Source organism: Dietzia maris, assembly GCF_036287335.1.
In the GTDB taxonomy this organism is placed as follows: domain Bacteria; phylum Actinomycetota; class Actinomycetes; order Mycobacteriales; family Mycobacteriaceae; genus Dietzia; species Dietzia cinnamea.
Map to the genome: position 1 here is coordinate 266,855 of NZ_CP143053.1, position 16,238 is coordinate 283,092.

Sequence of the window (16,238 nt, forward strand, 5' to 3'; positions counted from 1 at the left end):
CGCTCCCCGGGAGGCTCGGTGCTGGAACTGTCCACCGGACGACGCCGCTGGCTGCTGTTCGTCAACGTCGTCGCGGTCTCGCTGGTCGTGGCCACCATGTCCGCGCTGTACACGTCGCTGCCCGACATCGCCGTGGCCATCGGCGCCACCCAGGCCGAGCTCACGTGGATCGTCGACGCCTACACGCTCGCGCTGGCCGCGCTCGTGCTCACCGCCGGCGCGCTGGGCGACCGCTTCGGCCGCCGCGCCACCCTCATCGTGGGGCTGATCCTGTTCACCCTGTCCTCCGCCCTGCCGCTGTGGCTCGACTCGCCGCTCTGGCTCATCATCCTGCGCGTGGTCGCCGGCGGGGGCGCCGCGTTCGTCATGCCGTCGACGCTCTCGCTGCTCACCGCGAGCTTCCCGCCCGAGCGCCGCGGGACTGCCGTCGGCACCTGGGCGGGCTTCGCCGGCATCGGTGGGATCGTCGGACTGATCGGCTCCGGGCTCATGCTGCAGGTGTGGTCCTGGAAGTCGATCTTCCTCGTCTACTCGGTGATCGGCCTGGTCGTGTTGGTGGCGGCCTCCACGATCGGCGAATCCGTCGCGTCCCGTCGTGGTCGGCCGGACGTCGGCGGCGCCGTGTTCTCCGCACTGGCCGTCGGAGGGGTGGTGTTCGGGCTCATCGAGGGGGCGCACACCAGCTTCTCGGAGGTCCCCGTCGTCGTCGCCCTCATCACCTCCGCCGTGAGCCTGGCCGCCTTCGTGCTGGTCGAACTCCGAGCCGACGACCCGATCCTCGACGTGCGCTACTTCCGGCGCCGCGGCTTCTCGGCCGGCTCGGTGTCCGTGGGGATGCAGTTCCTCACGATCTTCGGGTTCTTCCTGCTCATCGTGCAGTACCTGCAGCTGGTCAAGGGCTACGACGCGATCGGGGCGTCCCTGTCGCTGGCACCGATGGTCGTGCCCGTCATGGTGTTCTCACTGCTCTCGCCCAAGATCACCGCGGGGGTCGGACTGCGGGCGGTGTCCGTGGTGGGCGTGGGCGCGATCGCCGTCGGGATGGTCTTCCTCCCGAGACTGGGCGTCGACTCGAGCTACTGGGACATCCTGTGGCCGATGGTCATCGCCAGTGTCGGCCTGGGCCTGTCCACCGCGCCCGCGACGTCCGCGATCGTCTCGGACATCCCCGTCGACGAGCAGGGCGTGGCCGCCGCGGTCAACGACGCCATGCGCGAGGTCGGCGCCGCGATCGGCATCGCGATCTCCGGCAGCATCCTCGCCGGCCGGTACGCCGCCGACATCGGCGCCGTCCTGCTCGTGCTGGGGCTCGTCGCCGCGGGCGCCGCGCTGGTCCTGCTGGTCGTCGCACCCGGCGGCGGGTACGTGCCGTACGGCGAGCGTGCCGAGGCCGCCGCCGAGCCGCGACGCCCGGTGGGTCAGGTGTAGTTGGCACCGGAGGCCTGCGGGCGGCGCGCTCAGTCCCGGATGCGCTCGGGATGGGCGTACACCGTCGCCCGGTCGCCCCGGCTGAACCCGACGAGGGTCACCCCGGCCTCCTCCGCCAGGTCCACGGCGAGCGACGACGGTGCGCTCACCGCCGACATCACGGGGATCCCGGCCATCGACGCCTTCTGCACGAGCTCGAACGACGCCCGGCCCGACACCTGCAGGACGGTCCTCCGCAGCGGCAACCGGCCCTCGCGCAGCGCCCAGCCCACGACCTTGTCCACGGCGTTGTGCCTGCCCACGTCCTCGCGCAGGCACAGCAGTCCGCCGGTGGCGGAGAACAGCCCCGCCGCGTGGACCCCACCCGTCTTGCCGAACAGTCGCTGGTGGTCGAGGAGTCGCTCGGGCAGCGTCAGCAGCACCTCGGCGTCGACGAGCGGTTCGACCGGCTCGGCCGGGAAGTGGGTCGAGCGCCGCACCTCGTCGATCGAGTCCACGCCGCACACCCCGCAGGCGCTGCTCATCGTGGTGGCCCGGGCGGACCGGGGTGCCGGGATGTCCGGCGAGAGGGTCACCGTGAGGGTGTTGTAGTCCTGTTCGGCCCGACCGCTGACGGTGGTGCAGTAGCAGATCTCGGGCAGGTGATCGCGGTGCCAGACAGCCCCCTCGGAGACCAGGTGTCCGGCGGCGAGATCCATGTCGTCGCCCGGGGTGCGCATCGTGACGACGAACGGCTGGCCGCCGACCCGGATCTCGAGCGGCTCCTCGACGGCGAGGGTCGTCACCTCCCGCCGTGCGTCACCCCCGGCCAGAACCCGCTGCGCCCGGTGACGAGTCGTCCGTCGTCCCATATCCGCGCAGCCTAGCGCCGTCCGAGCGTGAGCGTCGGACCAGCACCGCCGCCAGCACCACCGTGACCAGCCAGAGCAGCGGGTAGATGTTCGCGATCACCCCAAAGACCACCGGGGGGATGTCACCCCCGAGCATGAACAACCCGATCGCCACCCACCGGTCGTCGGGGAAGTCGGGGTTGGGGAAGCTCTGCACCCAGGCGGCCGTGGCGGCCCAGAGCAGCGGCGGCAGGAGCCAGAGATACCAGCGACGGCCGACGATCGCGTGGTGCACCGCGGTGACCAGCAGCGGCACGAACCAGACCCAGTGGTGGCCCCACGAGAACGGCGACACCACCGACATCGTCATCCCGGACAGCGTCAACGCAAGGAGTTGGTGGCCGGCCCGGTGCAGCAGGGCCGCCATCGCTAGCCCGACCACCGCGGCCACCGCCGCCAATGCCAGCCAGGCGGCGGTGGGGGCGGCGTCCACGCCGAGGACCCGGGCGAGGACCCCGCGTAGCGACTGGTTGGACACCACCGAGTCCTGGGCGATGCGGCCCGACTCGAAGACCGTGCCCGACCAGTAGCGGGCGGCGTCCGAGGGGATCGCGAGGAAGCCGACCGCCACCGTCGCGAGGAAGGTGGCCACGGAGACCAGGGCGAGGCGCCACCGCCCGGTGACGACCCAGTGCGCCCAGAAGAACGCGGGCGTCAGTTTGATCCCCGCCGCGAGTCCGCTGCCGATGCCGGCGGCGTGACGCCACCGGGAGAAGCGGTGGTCCGGGCCTATGCGGGACAGGAGATGGTCGGCGAGGACGAGGGTCAGCAGGATGATGTTGATCTGGCCCAGCCAGACGGTGGTGCGGACCGGCTCGAGCGACAGACTGATCAGGGCCAGGCACAGCGACACCTGCCTGGTGACGGTGTCGGGGGCGTAGTCGAGCGCACGGAATGACATCCGGATGACCAGGTACAACAGGCCCAGCGTGAGTACCGTCCAGCCGGCCATTATCAGCGCTTCGGAGAGCAGTGGCAGTGGCTGGAAGAGCAGCGCGGAGAACGGCGGGTAGGTGAACGGCATCTCCGCGAAGAAGCGGGCGTTGGGCCCCCAGAGCAGGCCCTCGTAGAGAGGAGTGCCGGACCGGACGGCCTCGGCGCCCCAGCGGTAGACGTGGACGTCCAGGAAGCTCTGGGTGATCCCCCACCACGGGGTCCGCTCGTCGGGTGCGCGCAGGACCATGATCACCGACGCCAGCGCCAGCAGGGCCAGCGGTCCGCGCAGCCAGTAGGTGGTGGGAAGCACTCGCACAGTGGCAGAGCCTAGCCCTCGTCGGCGCGGGGGGGAGTCCGTCACTCCGCCACCGCCCCGAGATGGGCGCGGCCGACGCGTCGGTCGTCCCGAACTCGACGAGAAGGCAGTTCCGCACGCATCCACTCGGGCGATGTGTGCGGAACTGTCTTCTCGACGGCACGGCGAGGCCGGCGCGGCGAGGTCGGCAGGGCGTGGGCGCCGCCGGGCGGCCCGGCTAGATGTAGATGGCCGGGTCGATGTAGAACTGCGCGTCGCGCAGCTCCTCCTTGGTCGACTTGGACGGGCGGGCCTCGCCGGGGACGCCTACGACGATCGAGTTCGCGGGGGCGCTCTTGACGACGACGGCGTTGGCGCCCACCGACGAGTCGTCCCCGATCTCCACGGGTCCGAGGATCTTGGCCCCGGCACCCACGGTCACGCGATCCCCGAGCGTCGGATGCCGCTTGACCTGCTTGAGCGAGACGCCGCCGAGAGTGACGCCGTGGTAGATCATGCAGTCGTCGCCGATCTCGGCGGTCTCGCCGATGACGACGCCCATCCCGTGGTCGATGAAGAACCGCCGACCGATGGTGGCGCCGGGGTGGATCTCGATCCCCGTGAGGAACCGGGCGAACTGGGACAGGACGCGCCCGGCGGTCCGGCCGGCGCCGCCGGCGTTCCATAGCCGGTGCGAGAGCCGGTGGAACCAGATGGCGTGGAGGCCGGAGTAGACGACGGCGTTCTCGACGTCGCCCCGGGCGGCGGGGTCATGGGCGCGCGCCGCGGCGAGGTCCTCGCGCAGCGTGCGCCAGAACCCCACCGGGCGATCGGACGTCGGCGTCATCAGTCGCGGTAGTCCTCGAACAGCATCGTGGAGACGTAGCGCTCACCGTAGTCGCACACGATGACGACGATGGTCTTGCCGGCATTCTCGGGGCGCTTGGCGATCTCGAGGGCGGCCCACACGTTGGCGCCGGAGGAGATGCCCGCGAGGATGCCCTCCTCCTTGCCGAGCCGCTTGGCGATCTCCAGCGAGTCCTCGAGGGTCACGTCGATGACCTCGTCGTAGATCTCGCGGTCGAGGATCTCGGGCACGAAGTTGGCGCCCAGGCCCTGGATCTTGTGCGGTCCGGCCTTGCCCTCGGTCAGCAGCGGCGAGTCCTTGGGCTCGACGGCGACGATGTGCAGGTCCGACTTCTGCGAGCGCAGGTAGTTGCCCGCGCCGGAGATGGTGCCGCCGGTGCCGATGCCGGCCACGAACACGTCGATGTCGCCGTCCGTGTCCTCCCAGATCTCGGGGCCGGTGGTGCGGCGGTGGACGTCCACGTTGGCGGGATTGGCGAACTGGCGCGCCAGGACGGCGTTCTCACGCGTCGCGGCGATCTCCTCGGCCTTGGCCACCGCACCCTTCATGCCCTCGGAGCCCGGCGTGAGGATGAGCTCGGCACCGTAGGCGCGCATCACGGCGCGGCGCTCGACCGACATGGTGTCGGGCATGACGATGACGGCCTTGAAACCGCGGGCCGCCGCGACCATGGACAGCGCGATACCGGTGTTGCCGGACGTGCCCTCGACGATCGTGCCACCGGGCTTGAGGCCGCCCGACGCCACCGCGTCGTCGATGATCGCCGCGCCGATGCGGTCCTTCACGCTCGCGGCCGGGTTGGCGGACTCGAGCTTGGCCAGGACGGTGGCCTGCAGTCCCTCGGTCAGGGAGTTGAGACGGACCAGCGGGGTCTTGCCGATGGTCTCAGAGATGTCGGAGTAGATCTGCGCCATGGTGTGTTCCGTTCTGAAGAATGAACAGGTCTGTCTATTCGCGAGTGTACGCGATGGGTCGAGATGGCACGAGGGTGTGGCCAGGGAATGGTCCCCTGATTGCCACGAGCGCCCGTCGGGCCGATAATCGACTGCGCTCCATTTTCATCGTCGCCCGAAAGGCCGCCTCCGGCATGCGCGAGATCACCGTCCCCGCCCAGCGAAACTTCATACGTTCCGACCTGATCCCGGTGGTGGCGCGAGGGCGCGCCGCCACGGCGCCGCGGGCGGTCCCGTTCGACCATCACGTCGACGGCCGGTGGCGATCCGTCTCCAACGCCGAACTCGTCGAGCGCGTGGACAGGATCGCGGCCGGACTCATCGCGGCCGGCGTCGAGCCCGGGGACAGGGTGGCGCTCATGGCCGGAACCCGCCTCGAATGGGTGCTGGTCGATCTCGCCGTCTGGACCGCCGGAGCCATCACCGTGCCGATCTACCCGTCATCCTCGGCGGGGCAACTCGAATGGATTCTCGCCGACTCCGCGGCGAAGGTTCTCGTGGCCGAGAACGATGAACACGTCGTCGTCGTCGGAGACACGACCGTCCCCGACACCTGCACCCGGATCCTCTACCTCGACGACGGCGGGCTCGAGGCCCTCGAGGCCGACGGCGAGTCCGTCGAGGCCGAGACCCTGGACGCCGCGGTGGCCACTCTTAAACTCGACACACCCGCCTCGATCATCTACACCTCCGGCACCACCGGACGGCCCAAAGGTTGCGTGATCACCCACCGCAACCTCCTGTCGGAGTGTCACGCGCTGCTCGACCACCCCATCGGGTCGATGGCGCAGCAGGGCAAGAAGGTCCTGATGTTCCTGCCACTGGCCCACGTGCTCGCCCGCGCCGTGACCTACACGGTCTACCTCGGTGACGCGACCGTCGGCTTCTGGGACGACACCTCCACCATCCTCCCGCGCTTCGCCGATTTCCGGCCGCACATGATTCTCGGGGTCCCCCGCGTCTTCGAGAAGGTGCGCGACGGGATCGCCACGAAGGCCGCCGCCAAGGGCGCGGTTCAGAGGCGGATCTTCGAGCGCGCCGAAGCGGTCGCCATCGAGGACAGCCGTCTGCGCGGCAACGACGGACTGGACGACGCGCGCCGGCCCTCGCTCCTGCACGCCGCCCGGTACAAGGCTCTCGACCTGCTCGTGTACAGGGCCATCCGCGCGGCGCTCGGCGGTCGCTGTGAGTACGCCATCTCCGGCGGAGGCGCCCTGCCTGACCGCATCTCGCACTTCTTCCGCGGAGCCGGCGTGCCCGTCTACGAGGGCTACGGGCTCACCGAGAGCACCGCCGCCGCGACCGTGAACGGCCCCGGTTGCCAGCGCATCGGCACCGTCGGGCGACCCGTGGCCGGGACGAGCGTCCGGATCGCCGACAGTGGTGAGGTGGAACTGGCCGGCGAGCTGATCTTCGACCGCTACTGGAACAACGAGGAGGCCACCGCCGAGGCCGTCCGCGACGGCTGGTTCGCCACCGGTGACCTCGGCTCGCTCGACCCGGACGGTTACCTGACGATCACCGGTCGCGCCAAGGAGATCATCGTCACCGCCGGCGGTAAGAACGTCTCGCCGGGGCAGATCGAGGACGCGATCCGGGCGCATCGGCTCGTCGGCCACGCGGTCCTCATCGGTGAGGCCCGCAAGTTCGTCTCCGCGCTGATCACGGTGGATGAGGACGAGCTCAAGAACTGGGCGGAAGAGAACGATCACGGCGGCCGGCCGGCCGAGGACCTGGTCACCGACCCCGCGCTGCGCGCCGAGATCCAGGCCGCCGTGGACGATGCCAATCGGCAGGTCTCGCACGCCGAGGGCGTCAAGAAGTTCGTCGTACTGCCCCGCGACTTCACCGAGGACTCGGGCGAGTTGACGGCGACCCTCAAGGTCAAGCGGCACGTGGTCGAGCAGCACTACGCCGAGCAGATCGAGGGCATGTACGCCTGATCGGGCGGATGTGGGAGCGCCCGGAACCCGTCCGGGCCCGGGCGCTCCCACGATCGGCGGATCAGGCGTCGGTGTACAGCGACTCGATCTCGCTGCCGAACCGGTCGTGCACGACGTTGCGCTTGAGCTTGAGGGTGGGAGTGAGTTCGCCGGACTCGACGGAGAACTCGGCCGCGAGGATCTTGAACTTGCGGATGGATTCCGCGCGGGAGACCGACTTGTTGGCCCGGTCCACCGCGTCCTGGACCGCGCCGACCAGGTCGCCGTCCTGCAGCAGGTCCGAGACCTCGCCGGTCTTGCCGTGCCTGTCCCGCCACGCGGGGAACGTCTCCGGGTCGATCGTGACGAGCGCCGCGATGTAGCTGCGGTTGTCGCCCACCACGACGGCCTGGCTGATCAGCGGGTCGGAGGTGAGCAGGTCCTCGAGCTGTGACGGCGAGACGTTCTTCCCGCCGGCGGTGACGATGAGGTCCTTCTTGCGACCCGTGATGGACAGGTAGCCGTCGGAGTCGAGTTCGCCGATGTCACCGGTGTGGTACCACTCGCCGGTCCACGCGGCCTCGCTCGCCTCCGGGTTTCGCCAGTAGCCCTTGAACAGTGTCTTGGCCTTGGCCAGGACCTCGCCGTCCTCGGCGATGCGGATTGTGACGCCCGGGATCGGCGTGCCGACGGTGCCGATCTTGGCCCGGTTGGTCGGGTTGACGGTGAGCACGCCCGAGGATTCGGTCAGGCCGTAGCCCTCGAGCAGGTCGAACCCGGCGCCGCGGAAGAAGTGGCCCAGGCGGGCGCCCAGCGGCCCACCGCCCGAGATGATGCGGTCGCATTCGCCGCCCAGTGCGTCGTGCAGCTTCGAGTAGACGAGCTTCGAGTAGAGCTTCTGCTTGACCTTCAGCGCGGCCGACGGCCGACCGCCGTTCTCGAGGGCCTTGGAGTAGTCGATGGCCGTCTGGACGGCGGCCTTGAAGATCTTGGCCTTGGCGCCGCCGGCGTTCTCGGCCTTTGCCGCGGCGGAGTTGTAGACCTTCTCCAGCACGCGCGGCACCGACACCAGGAAGGTGGGGTGGATCTCGCCGAGGCGCTCGATGACCTTGGTGGTGTCGGGCTCGTGGGCCACGGCCACGCGCTTGTAGAAGCAGGACACCTCCAGGATGCGGGCGAGGACGTGGGCCAGGGGCAGGAAGATGAGGGTGCGGCTGTTGGGGACGAACGCGTCCTGGAGTTGCTCCTCGACCGACACGACGACGCCGCCGAACCCGCCGTGCGCGATCTCGCAGCCCTTGGGGTTGCCGGTGGTGCCGGAGGTGTAGACGATCGCACAGGGGTCGTCGTGGCCCGCGGCGAGCGAGGCCTTCTCGAGATCCTCGTCCGAGACGCCGGCGCCCGCCTCGGTGAGCTGGGCGACGAGGTCGCCCTCGATCACCAGGATGTCGCCGGACCAGTCGGTGCCGCCGGTCAGCACCTCGCGCAGCTCGAGGTTCTCGACGACCGCGACGGTCGCCCCGGAGTCGGTGAGGATCCAGTCGCACTGCGCGGACGAGGACGTCTCGTAGATCGGCACGGTGACCGCGCCGGCGGCCCAGGCCGCCCAGGCGATGAGCGACCACTCGTAGCGGGTGTGGCTCATGATCGCCAGTCGGTCGCCGGGCTTCACGCCCCGGGCGATGAGGCCCTTGGCCACGCCCTTGACCTCCTCCAGGTACTGGGCGCAGGTGACCTCCTTCCAGTCGCCGCCGACGAGGCGCAGCACGGCGACGTCGTTCGGCGCCTCCTGTGCGTTCTTGAACACGAGTCTCGACAGGTTCTCGACGGGGAAGGGTTTGGCGGCTGGCGGGGTGGCGAACTCGGTCGTCATCTCGGTCCTTAGGTCATGTGTGGCTTGCATCACTGACGATTGTAGAGGGGTCGGCCGCATCCCGTGGCTAGCGCCGCTTATTCGGATTCGCTTATGAGGCTGCCGTCATGTTTTGTGATTCCCGTTACACTGATGACATGTCGGCGGGGAGGCCAGCCGTGGCCAGCGCGATCGTCGCGCAGTCGTGGGAGCGCAGCAGGCGACGGGGGATCGACCCGGATCGGGCGGATCCGCCGGTCGACCTGCAGGGCCCCGCCCTGTCCGAGCACCTGGCCGCGCACCGGATGGCGGCGGTGCTGCCCATGGTCGAGAAGGTCCTGGTGTCCGGGGTCGTGACCAGCGGGCACCTCGTGGCGGTGGCCGACGCCGACGGCCGGCTCCTGTGGCTGTACGGGGACCGCGGGGTGAGGTCCCGGGCGGAGCGGATGGCGTTCGTGCCGGGGGCGCTGTGGAGCGACGACGCGGTGGGGGCGAACGCGCCGGGCCTCGCGCTGCGGCACGACGTCCCGGTGCGGGTGCGCGGCGCGGAGCACTTCCTCGCGCCCGCCCACTCGTGGAGCTGCTCGGCTGCGCCGGTCCATGACCCCGTGACAGGGCGGGTGGTCGGCGGTATCGACGTGACCGGCCACGACTCCGCGGCCTCCGACGAGATGCTCGCCCTGGTCAGGGCCACTGCGTTGCTCGCCGAGGCCGAGCTGCGGTCGACCCCGGCCGGCGTGCTCGTGCCCGGGACGGCGGGGGCGGCGGAGGCGACGGCGACCGGGCCGCGCCTCCTCGAGGTCCTCGGAACCGCCCGCCCGGGGCTCTCCGGCCACGGCCCGCTCACCGGCCGGCACGCCGAGATCCTCGTCCTGCTCGCCGCCCACCCCGGCGGCCTGTCCGGAGGGGCGCTCGCCGAGCTCCTCGCCGAGGGCCGGCTCGGCGACGTCAGCGTCCGCGCCGAGATGTCGAGGCTGCGCCGCGTCCTGGGGCCCGAGGTCATCGGCTCCCGGCCGTACCGGCTGGCGCCCGGGGCCGTGGAGACCGATGCCGACCGGGTGGTCGCCCTGCTCGACACCGACGTGGACGCCGCCGTGGCGGCCTACCCCGGCCCGCTCCTGCCGACCTCCGACGCGCCGGGCGTCGCCGACCTGCGGGAAGAGCTGCACGCCCGGGTCCGCGCCGCCGCGCTGGGCGCGGGATCGGTGCGGGCCCTGCGCGCCTGGACCGCCGGCCCCGGTCGCGAGGACCCCGACGCCTGGCGGGCCCTGGGGTCGCTGCCCGACCTCTCCCCGGCGGCGAGGTCCTCGGCCCGCTCCGTGCACCGGGTGTTGGACGACCGCCTGGGGGCCTGAGCGCCTCGTCGTCGTCGCCCCGGTTCCTCCCACGCCGCCCGTGGCCGCCCCTGGCCGCCCTCGCCGCTCCGCGCGGCGTGCAACGTCCGTGCAACCCTCCCACGATTAGTGTCCTGCATCACAGTCGCCGGCCGTCGGGGCCGGCGCGCGCAGACGAGAGGTGCCCGACATGACCGTCTACTCCCAGCCAGGTTCCGCCGACGCGGTGATGTCCTACGAGAGCCGCTACGAGCACTACATCGGCGGCGAGTGGAAGGCTCCGGCCAAGGGCGAGTACTTCGAGAACGTCACCCCCATCACCGGCCAGGTGTTCTGCGAGGTGGGCCGCGGGACCGCCGAGGACATCGAGGCCGCGCTCGACGCCGCGTGGGCCGCCGCGCCCGCGTGGAACGCCACCTCCGCCGCCGAGCGCTCGCTCGTGCTGCTGCGGATCGCGGACCGGATGGAGGAGAACCTCGAGAAGCTGGCGCTGGCCGAGAGCTGGGACAACGGCAAGGCGATCCGCGAGACCCTCAACGCGGACATCCCGCTGGCGATCGACCACTTCCGCTACTTCGCCGGTGCCATCCGCGCCCAGGAGGGCGGGATCTCGCAGATCGACTCCGACACCGTGGCCTACCACTTCCACGAGCCGCTCGGCGTGGTCGGGCAGATCATCCCGTGGAACTTCCCGATCCTCATGGCGGTGTGGAAGCTCGCGCCCGCGCTGGCCGCCGGCAACTGCGTGGTCCTCAAGCCCGCCGAGCAGACCCCCGCCTCGATCCTCTACCTCATGTCGCTCATCGGGGACCTGCTGCCGGCGGGCGTGGTCAACGTCGTCAACGGCTTCGGCACCGAGGCCGGCAAGCCGCTCGCCTCCAACCCGCGCATCCGCAAGGTCGCGTTCACCGGCGAGACCACCACGGGCCGGCTGATCATGCAGTACGCCTCGGAGAACCTCATCCCCGTGACCCTCGAGCTGGGCGGCAAGAGCCCCAACATCTTCTTCGAAGACGTCATGGACGCGGACGACGACTTCCGGCAGGCCGCCCTCGAGGGCTTCACGATGTTCGGCCTCAACCAGGGCGAGGTGTGCACGTGCCCCTCGCGCGCGCTCGTCCAGAAGTCGATCTTCGACGAGTTCACCGAGCTGGCGATCGAGCGCACCAACCGCATCAAGACCGGCAACCCGCTGGACACCGACACGATGATCGGCGCGCAGGCCTCCACCGACCAGCTGGAGAAGATCCTGTCCTACATCGACATCGGCAAGCAGGAGGGCGCGGACGTGCTCACCGGCGGCGGGCGCGCCGAACTCGACGGCGACCTGGCCGGCGGCTTCTACGTGCAGCCCACCGTGTTCCGCGGCCACAACAAGATGCGGCTGTTCCAGGAGGAGATCTTCGGGCCCGTGCTCTCCCTGAGCTCGTTCACCGACTTCGACGACGCCATGATGATCGCCAACGACACCCTCTACGGCCTCGGCGCGGGCGTGTGGTCGCGCAACGGCACCACCGCCTACCGCGCCGGCCGCACCATCCAGGCCGGCCGCGTGTGGACCAACACCTACCACCAGTACCCGGCGCACGCGGCGTTCGGCGGCTACAAGCAGTCCGGCATCGGCCGCGAGAACCACCTCATGATGCTCGACCACTACCAGCAGACCAAGTGCCTGCTCGTGAGCTACTCGGGCAAGCCGCAGGGCTTCTTCTGAGCCGGGCGTGAGCAGCATGGACGACGTGTGTGGGCTGCCCTCGGGTGGGAGCGTGCGGATCGCCGCGCGCGCCGCGGCGCCCGAGGGTGCGCCCGACGACCTGCCGCCGCGCGTGGTGGCGACCGAGCCGGCCGTCGAGCTCCTCCGCGAGCTCGTCGGCCGGCACGGGCCGGTGATGTTCCACCAGTCCGGCGGGTGCTGCGACGGGTCCGCGCCCATGTGCTACCCGGACGGGGAGTTCCGGGTCGGTCAGCGCGACGTGTTGGTGGGGGAACTGGACCTGGGTGACGACGACGAGGCGCGCGCCCCCGGGGCGTCGGTCGGTCTCCGGGTACGCGTGTGGATCTCGGGCTCACAGTTCGAGACCTGGAAGCACACGCAACTGGTGGTGGACGCCGTCCCGGGCAGGGGCTCGGGGTTCAGTCTCGAGAACCCAACCGGGAAGCGGTTCCTGTCGCGGGCCCGCACGTTCGACGAGCGCGAGCTCGCCGCCCTCGAGGAGTTCCCGCCGCCGACGGGCGCGGACCTGGACGTGTAGGGGTGGGGCGGCGTCCGGGGCCGGGACCGGCCGATCCGGTCTGCCCGGAGCGGGCACGGCGGTAGAGTCCGACCATGGACACGGACCGCACGGCCTCCGCTGACCCCCTCGACGCCACCGTCGAGTTCCTCACCCCCGAGCTGCGTGCTGACCTGCTCGAACGCTGGAACGAGCCGCAGCGGCGGTACCACAACGAGACGCACCTGCGGGCCGTCCTGCGGGCGATCGACGCGCTCGAGGCCGACGGGGAGTCGTTCGACGACACCGAGGTCCGCCTGGCCGCGTGGCTACACGCCGCGGTGTTCGATCCCACCGGCTCGGAGAACACCGAGAAGTCCGCGGCGTTGGCCGAGCGCGTGCTCGACTCCGCCGCGCCGGCCGCCGAGGTCGCGCGGCTGGTCCGGCTCATGGGCGGGCACCGCGTCGAGCCCGGCGACCTCAACGGCGCGGTCCTCTCGGACGCCGACCTCGCCGTGCTGGGCGCCGACCCCGACACGTACGACACCTACGCCCGCGACGTCCGCCACGAGTACGCCCACGTGCCGGGCGAGCGGTTCGTGGCCGGGCGGATCGGCGCGCTGGAGGGGCTGCTCGAGCGGCGCTCGGTGTTCCTCACGCGCGCGGGACGCGACATGTGGGAGAAGCAGGCCCACGCCAACCTCAATCGCGAGCTGGGGCTCCTGCGCGCGGGCGGATTCCCGGCGGCGTGACGGCCGCCGTGTACTCCGCGACGCCGGAGGCGACCATGAACTCGGTGATGGCGCGGGCATCGTCCTCGCCCGGCAGCCCCCAGCCGTCCCGGTACCCGTAGATGTCGGCCAGCGTGTGCGCGTCCCGGGTCCCGCGGGCGAGCTCGACGTCGGTCGGTCCGATGAGGCCGGGATGCGGGACCCCGACCGCGCCGGCGACCTTGACGAGCTCGCGGCGCAGTGACCGGATGTAGTTCGAGCACCGCACCGCCATCGCCGTTGGATCGACACCGCGGACGAGCCAGGGGTTCTGGGTGGCGACCCCCGTGGGGCATCCGCCGGTGTGACACTTCTGCGCCTGGATGCAGCCCACCGACAGCATCGGCTCGCGGGCCACGTTGATCATGTCGACGCCCAGCGCCAGTGCGACCACCGCGTTCTCCGGGATGCCGAGCTTGCCGGACCCGATGAACATGACGTCGTCGGTCAGCCCGGCTTCGGCGAAGACCGAGTAGACGCGCGGGAAGCCCAGGCGGAAGGGCAGGGACACGGCGTCGGTGAACACGAGCGGGCCCGCTCCGGTGCCGCCCTCTCCGCCGTCGATCGTGATGAAGTCGACGCCCCGGTCGCGCGGGACCATCGCGGTGGCGAGATCCTCCCAGAAGCTCATGTCGCCGACCGCCGACTTGATGCCGACGGGCAGTCCGGTGCGGTCCGCGATCTCCTCGACCAGGTCCAGCATCGAGTCGACGTCGTGGAACGCGGTGTGGCGGGAGGGGCTCGCGCAGTCCTCACCCATCGGGATGCCGCGGATCGCGGCGACCTCCTCGGTGATCTTGGCCGCCGGCAGGAGCCCGCCGAGCCCCGGCTTGGCGCCCTGGCTGAGCTTGATCTCGATGGCCCGGATCGGATGCTTCTCGGTGAGGGCCACCAGCTTGTCGATGTCGAAGCGGCCGTCGTCTTCCCGGACACCGAAATACGCGGTGCCGATCTGGAAGACCAGGTCCGCGCCGTTCTGGTGATACGGGCTCAGGCCGCCCTCACCGGTGTTGTGCAGGGCTCCCGAGAGGGCGGCGCCGCGGTTGAGCGCCTCCACAGCCGGGGCGGAGAGCGCACCGTAGCTCATCGCCGAGATGCTGACCAGCGACTCCGGTCGGTACGCGCGGGCGCGGCCCCGGGCCGCGCCGAGCACCTTGGCGGGCGGGAGGGGGAGCTGCTGCCCGGCGTGCGGGCGGGCGGAGAGCGTGACGTCGCTGAAGGTGCGCTGCTTGACGATCGGGTAGCCCTCGAGGAACTCGATGTCGTTGTCCGTGCCGAAACCGAACGTGGTCGCCCGGGTCTCGGCGGACTCGTACACCCAGTCGCGTTGGTCGCGCGTGAACGGGCGTTCCTCGTCGTTGCCCGCGACGATGTACTGCCGCAGCTCGGGGCCGATGGCGGTCAGTGCCATCCGGGCGTGGCCGAGGACGGGGAAGGTCCGCAGGATCGGGTAGCGGGTCTGTCGCATATCTGTGGCCGCGACGGCCGCGAGCGCGGCCAGTGGCGCTCCGAGGAGCCATTTGCGCATGTCGACCTCCAAGGGGGCGGGGTGGTGGGCCGGGGGCTGCCCCCATCATGCCGACCGGGCGCCGCTGGCATCAGGGCAGGATGCGCGAGATGACGTCGGCGGCGACGTCCTCGAGCAGCGGGCCCGCGTTGGCGATCGAGCGCTCGAGGTCCGGCTCACGCTCGGTCAACGCGGCGGCGGCGGCGAACCCGGCCTCGGCGACCCGGTCGGCCTCGAGATCCAGGCGGCCGCAGACCGCGACCACCGGCACCGCGTGTGACCGGCAGAGGGCGGCCACGCCCATCGGGGTCTTGCCGTGCATGGTCTGGTCGTCCAGTCGCCCCTCGCCGGTCACCACGAGGTCGGCGGCGGAGAGCATGTCCTCCAGGCCGGTGAGCGTGCCCAGCACCTCGAAGCCGGGATCCAGGGAGCCGCCGAGCAGCTCGCGGGCGGCGAAGCCCACACCGCCGGCAGCGCCGGAGCCCGGGGCGTCGGGGTCCACGTCGAGCCCCTGGGCGCGCAGGACCTCGACGAGCCGGGCGAGGCCGGCCTCGAGCTCGTCCAGCTGTTCGTCGGTGGCGCCCTTCTGCGGGCCGTAGACGCGGGCCGCGCCGAGGGGCCCGAGCAGCGGGTTGTCGACGTCGCAGGCCACGAGGATCCTGGCGGCCCGGACGGCCGGGTCGAGACCATCGAGGTCCACGCGGTCCAGGTGGATCAACGCGCCGCCGCCGTCGGGCAGCTCGGCGCCGGAGGCGTCGAGGAACCGCGCGCCCAGGGCGGAGAGCATCCCGGTGCCGCCGTCGGTGGAGGCGCTGCCGCCGATGCCCAGGTGGATGTTGCCGCGGCCGGATCGGAGCGCGGCCAGCATGACCTCGCCGACCCCGCGGCTCGACGCCTCCAGGGGACGCGGCTCCCCGCCGGGTAGGCGGAGCAGGCCGCAGGCGTCGGCCATCTCGACGAACGCGGTGTCCGGATCGATGGCGGCGAAGGACGTCTCCACCGTCTCGCCCGTGGGTCCGGAGACGGTGACGGGCACGGGGCGCGCGCCGCCGGCGACCATCACCTCCAGGCTGCCGCCCCCGCCGTCGGCGACCGGGCGCTCGACCACGTCGATCTCGGGGTGCGCCCGCCGAGCGCCCTCCGCCGCGTGACGGCACGCCTCGATAGCGGTGAGTGAGCCCTTGAAGGCCCCGCAGGCCACGACGATCGTCACGCCTGCATCATCCCCTATGAGTGTCCGGCGACACACGACGGCCCGGGATCGCGACGGGGG

At 71.2% G+C, this 16,238-nt stretch carries 13 protein-coding genes; 6 read left to right on the top strand and 7 right to left on the bottom strand.

Annotation, left to right across the window (positions count from 1 at the left end; all coding sequences use genetic code 11):
- Window positions 1-18 precede the first annotated feature (18 nt).
- On the top strand, window positions 19-1,428 hold the full coding sequence (locus tag VYL96_RS01215) for an MFS transporter (protein WP_131885748.1): 1,410 nt from the start codon (window positions 19-21) through the stop codon (window positions 1,426-1,428).
- A gap of 29 nt (window positions 1,429-1,457) precedes the next feature.
- Here VYL96_RS01215 and fdhD read toward each other — a convergent pair whose 3' ends face one another.
- The 4 genes from fdhD to cysK form a co-directional block, all read right to left on the bottom strand.
- Complete coding sequence (gene fdhD / locus VYL96_RS01220; RefSeq protein ID WP_131885747.1) at window positions 1,458-2,279, bottom strand: formate dehydrogenase accessory sulfurtransferase FdhD; 822 nt, start codon at window positions 2,277-2,279, stop codon at window positions 1,458-1,460.
- Window positions 2,227-3,570, bottom strand: a complete 1,344-nt coding sequence (locus tag VYL96_RS01225) for a glycosyltransferase 87 family protein (protein ID WP_131885746.1) — start codon at window positions 3,568-3,570, stop codon at window positions 2,227-2,229. Before VYL96_RS01225 ends, fdhD begins: the two co-directional genes overlap by 53 nt.
- 217 nt (window positions 3,571-3,787) lie before the next feature.
- Window positions 3,788-4,396 (bottom strand): serine O-acetyltransferase EpsC, encoded by a 609-nt coding sequence (gene epsC, locus VYL96_RS01230; RefSeq protein ID WP_207913566.1) that lies wholly within the window; start codon window positions 4,394-4,396, stop codon window positions 3,788-3,790.
- The gene (cysK, locus tag VYL96_RS01235; protein WP_007629536.1) at window positions 4,396-5,331 is read right to left on the bottom strand and encodes a cysteine synthase A; all 936 of its coding nucleotides are present in this window, start codon (window positions 5,329-5,331) and stop codon (window positions 4,396-4,398) included. The genes epsC and cysK overlap by 1 nt, the downstream gene beginning before the upstream one ends.
- A 173-nt stretch (window positions 5,332-5,504) precedes the next feature.
- Here cysK and VYL96_RS01240 point away from each other — a divergent pair, with 173 nt between their 5' ends.
- The gene (locus VYL96_RS01240; RefSeq protein ID WP_131885745.1) at window positions 5,505-7,313 is read left to right on the top strand and encodes an AMP-dependent synthetase/ligase; all 1,809 of its coding nucleotides are present in this window, start codon (window positions 5,505-5,507) and stop codon (window positions 7,311-7,313) included.
- A 61-nt stretch (window positions 7,314-7,374) separates the two neighbouring features.
- On the opposite strand, the gene VYL96_RS01245 is transcribed toward VYL96_RS01240, so the two are convergent.
- A complete protein-coding gene (locus VYL96_RS01245; protein WP_131885744.1) occupies window positions 7,375-9,165 on the bottom strand; it encodes an AMP-dependent synthetase/ligase in 1,791 nt (596 codons plus the stop codon).
- 137 nt (window positions 9,166-9,302) lie between these two features.
- Between VYL96_RS01245 and VYL96_RS01250 the strand changes: the two genes are divergently transcribed.
- The 4 genes from VYL96_RS01250 (at window position 9,303) to VYL96_RS01265 (ending at window position 13,440) form a co-directional block, all read left to right on the top strand.
- On the top strand, window positions 9,303-10,499 hold the full coding sequence (locus VYL96_RS01250; RefSeq protein WP_165928477.1) for a helix-turn-helix domain-containing protein: 1,197 nt from the start codon (window positions 9,303-9,305) through the stop codon (window positions 10,497-10,499).
- A gap of 169 nt (window positions 10,500-10,668) precedes the next feature.
- Window positions 10,669-12,192, top strand: a complete 1,524-nt coding sequence (gene exaC / locus VYL96_RS01255) for an acetaldehyde dehydrogenase ExaC (protein WP_131885742.1) — start codon at window positions 10,669-10,671, stop codon at window positions 12,190-12,192.
- A 16-nt stretch (window positions 12,193-12,208) separates the two neighbouring features.
- Window positions 12,209-12,730, top strand: a complete 522-nt coding sequence (locus tag VYL96_RS01260) for a DUF779 domain-containing protein (protein ID WP_007627363.1) — start codon at window positions 12,209-12,211, stop codon at window positions 12,728-12,730.
- Between the two features lie 74 nt (window positions 12,731-12,804).
- Complete coding sequence (locus tag VYL96_RS01265; protein WP_007627362.1) at window positions 12,805-13,440, top strand: HD domain-containing protein; 636 nt, start codon at window positions 12,805-12,807, stop codon at window positions 13,438-13,440.
- Here the strand turns inward: VYL96_RS01265 and VYL96_RS01270 are convergent.
- Both VYL96_RS01270 and VYL96_RS01275 read right to left on the bottom strand, forming a co-directional pair.
- Entirely contained in the window at window positions 13,391-14,986 is a 1,596-nt protein-coding gene (locus tag VYL96_RS01270; protein WP_131885741.1) for an FMN-binding glutamate synthase family protein, read from the bottom strand. The genes VYL96_RS01265 and VYL96_RS01270 overlap by 50 nt on opposite strands.
- A 70-nt stretch (window positions 14,987-15,056) precedes the next feature.
- On the bottom strand, window positions 15,057-16,178 hold the full coding sequence (locus tag VYL96_RS01275) for a glycerate kinase (RefSeq protein WP_131885740.1): 1,122 nt from the start codon (window positions 16,176-16,178) through the stop codon (window positions 15,057-15,059).
- Window positions 16,179-16,238 lie beyond the last annotated feature (60 nt).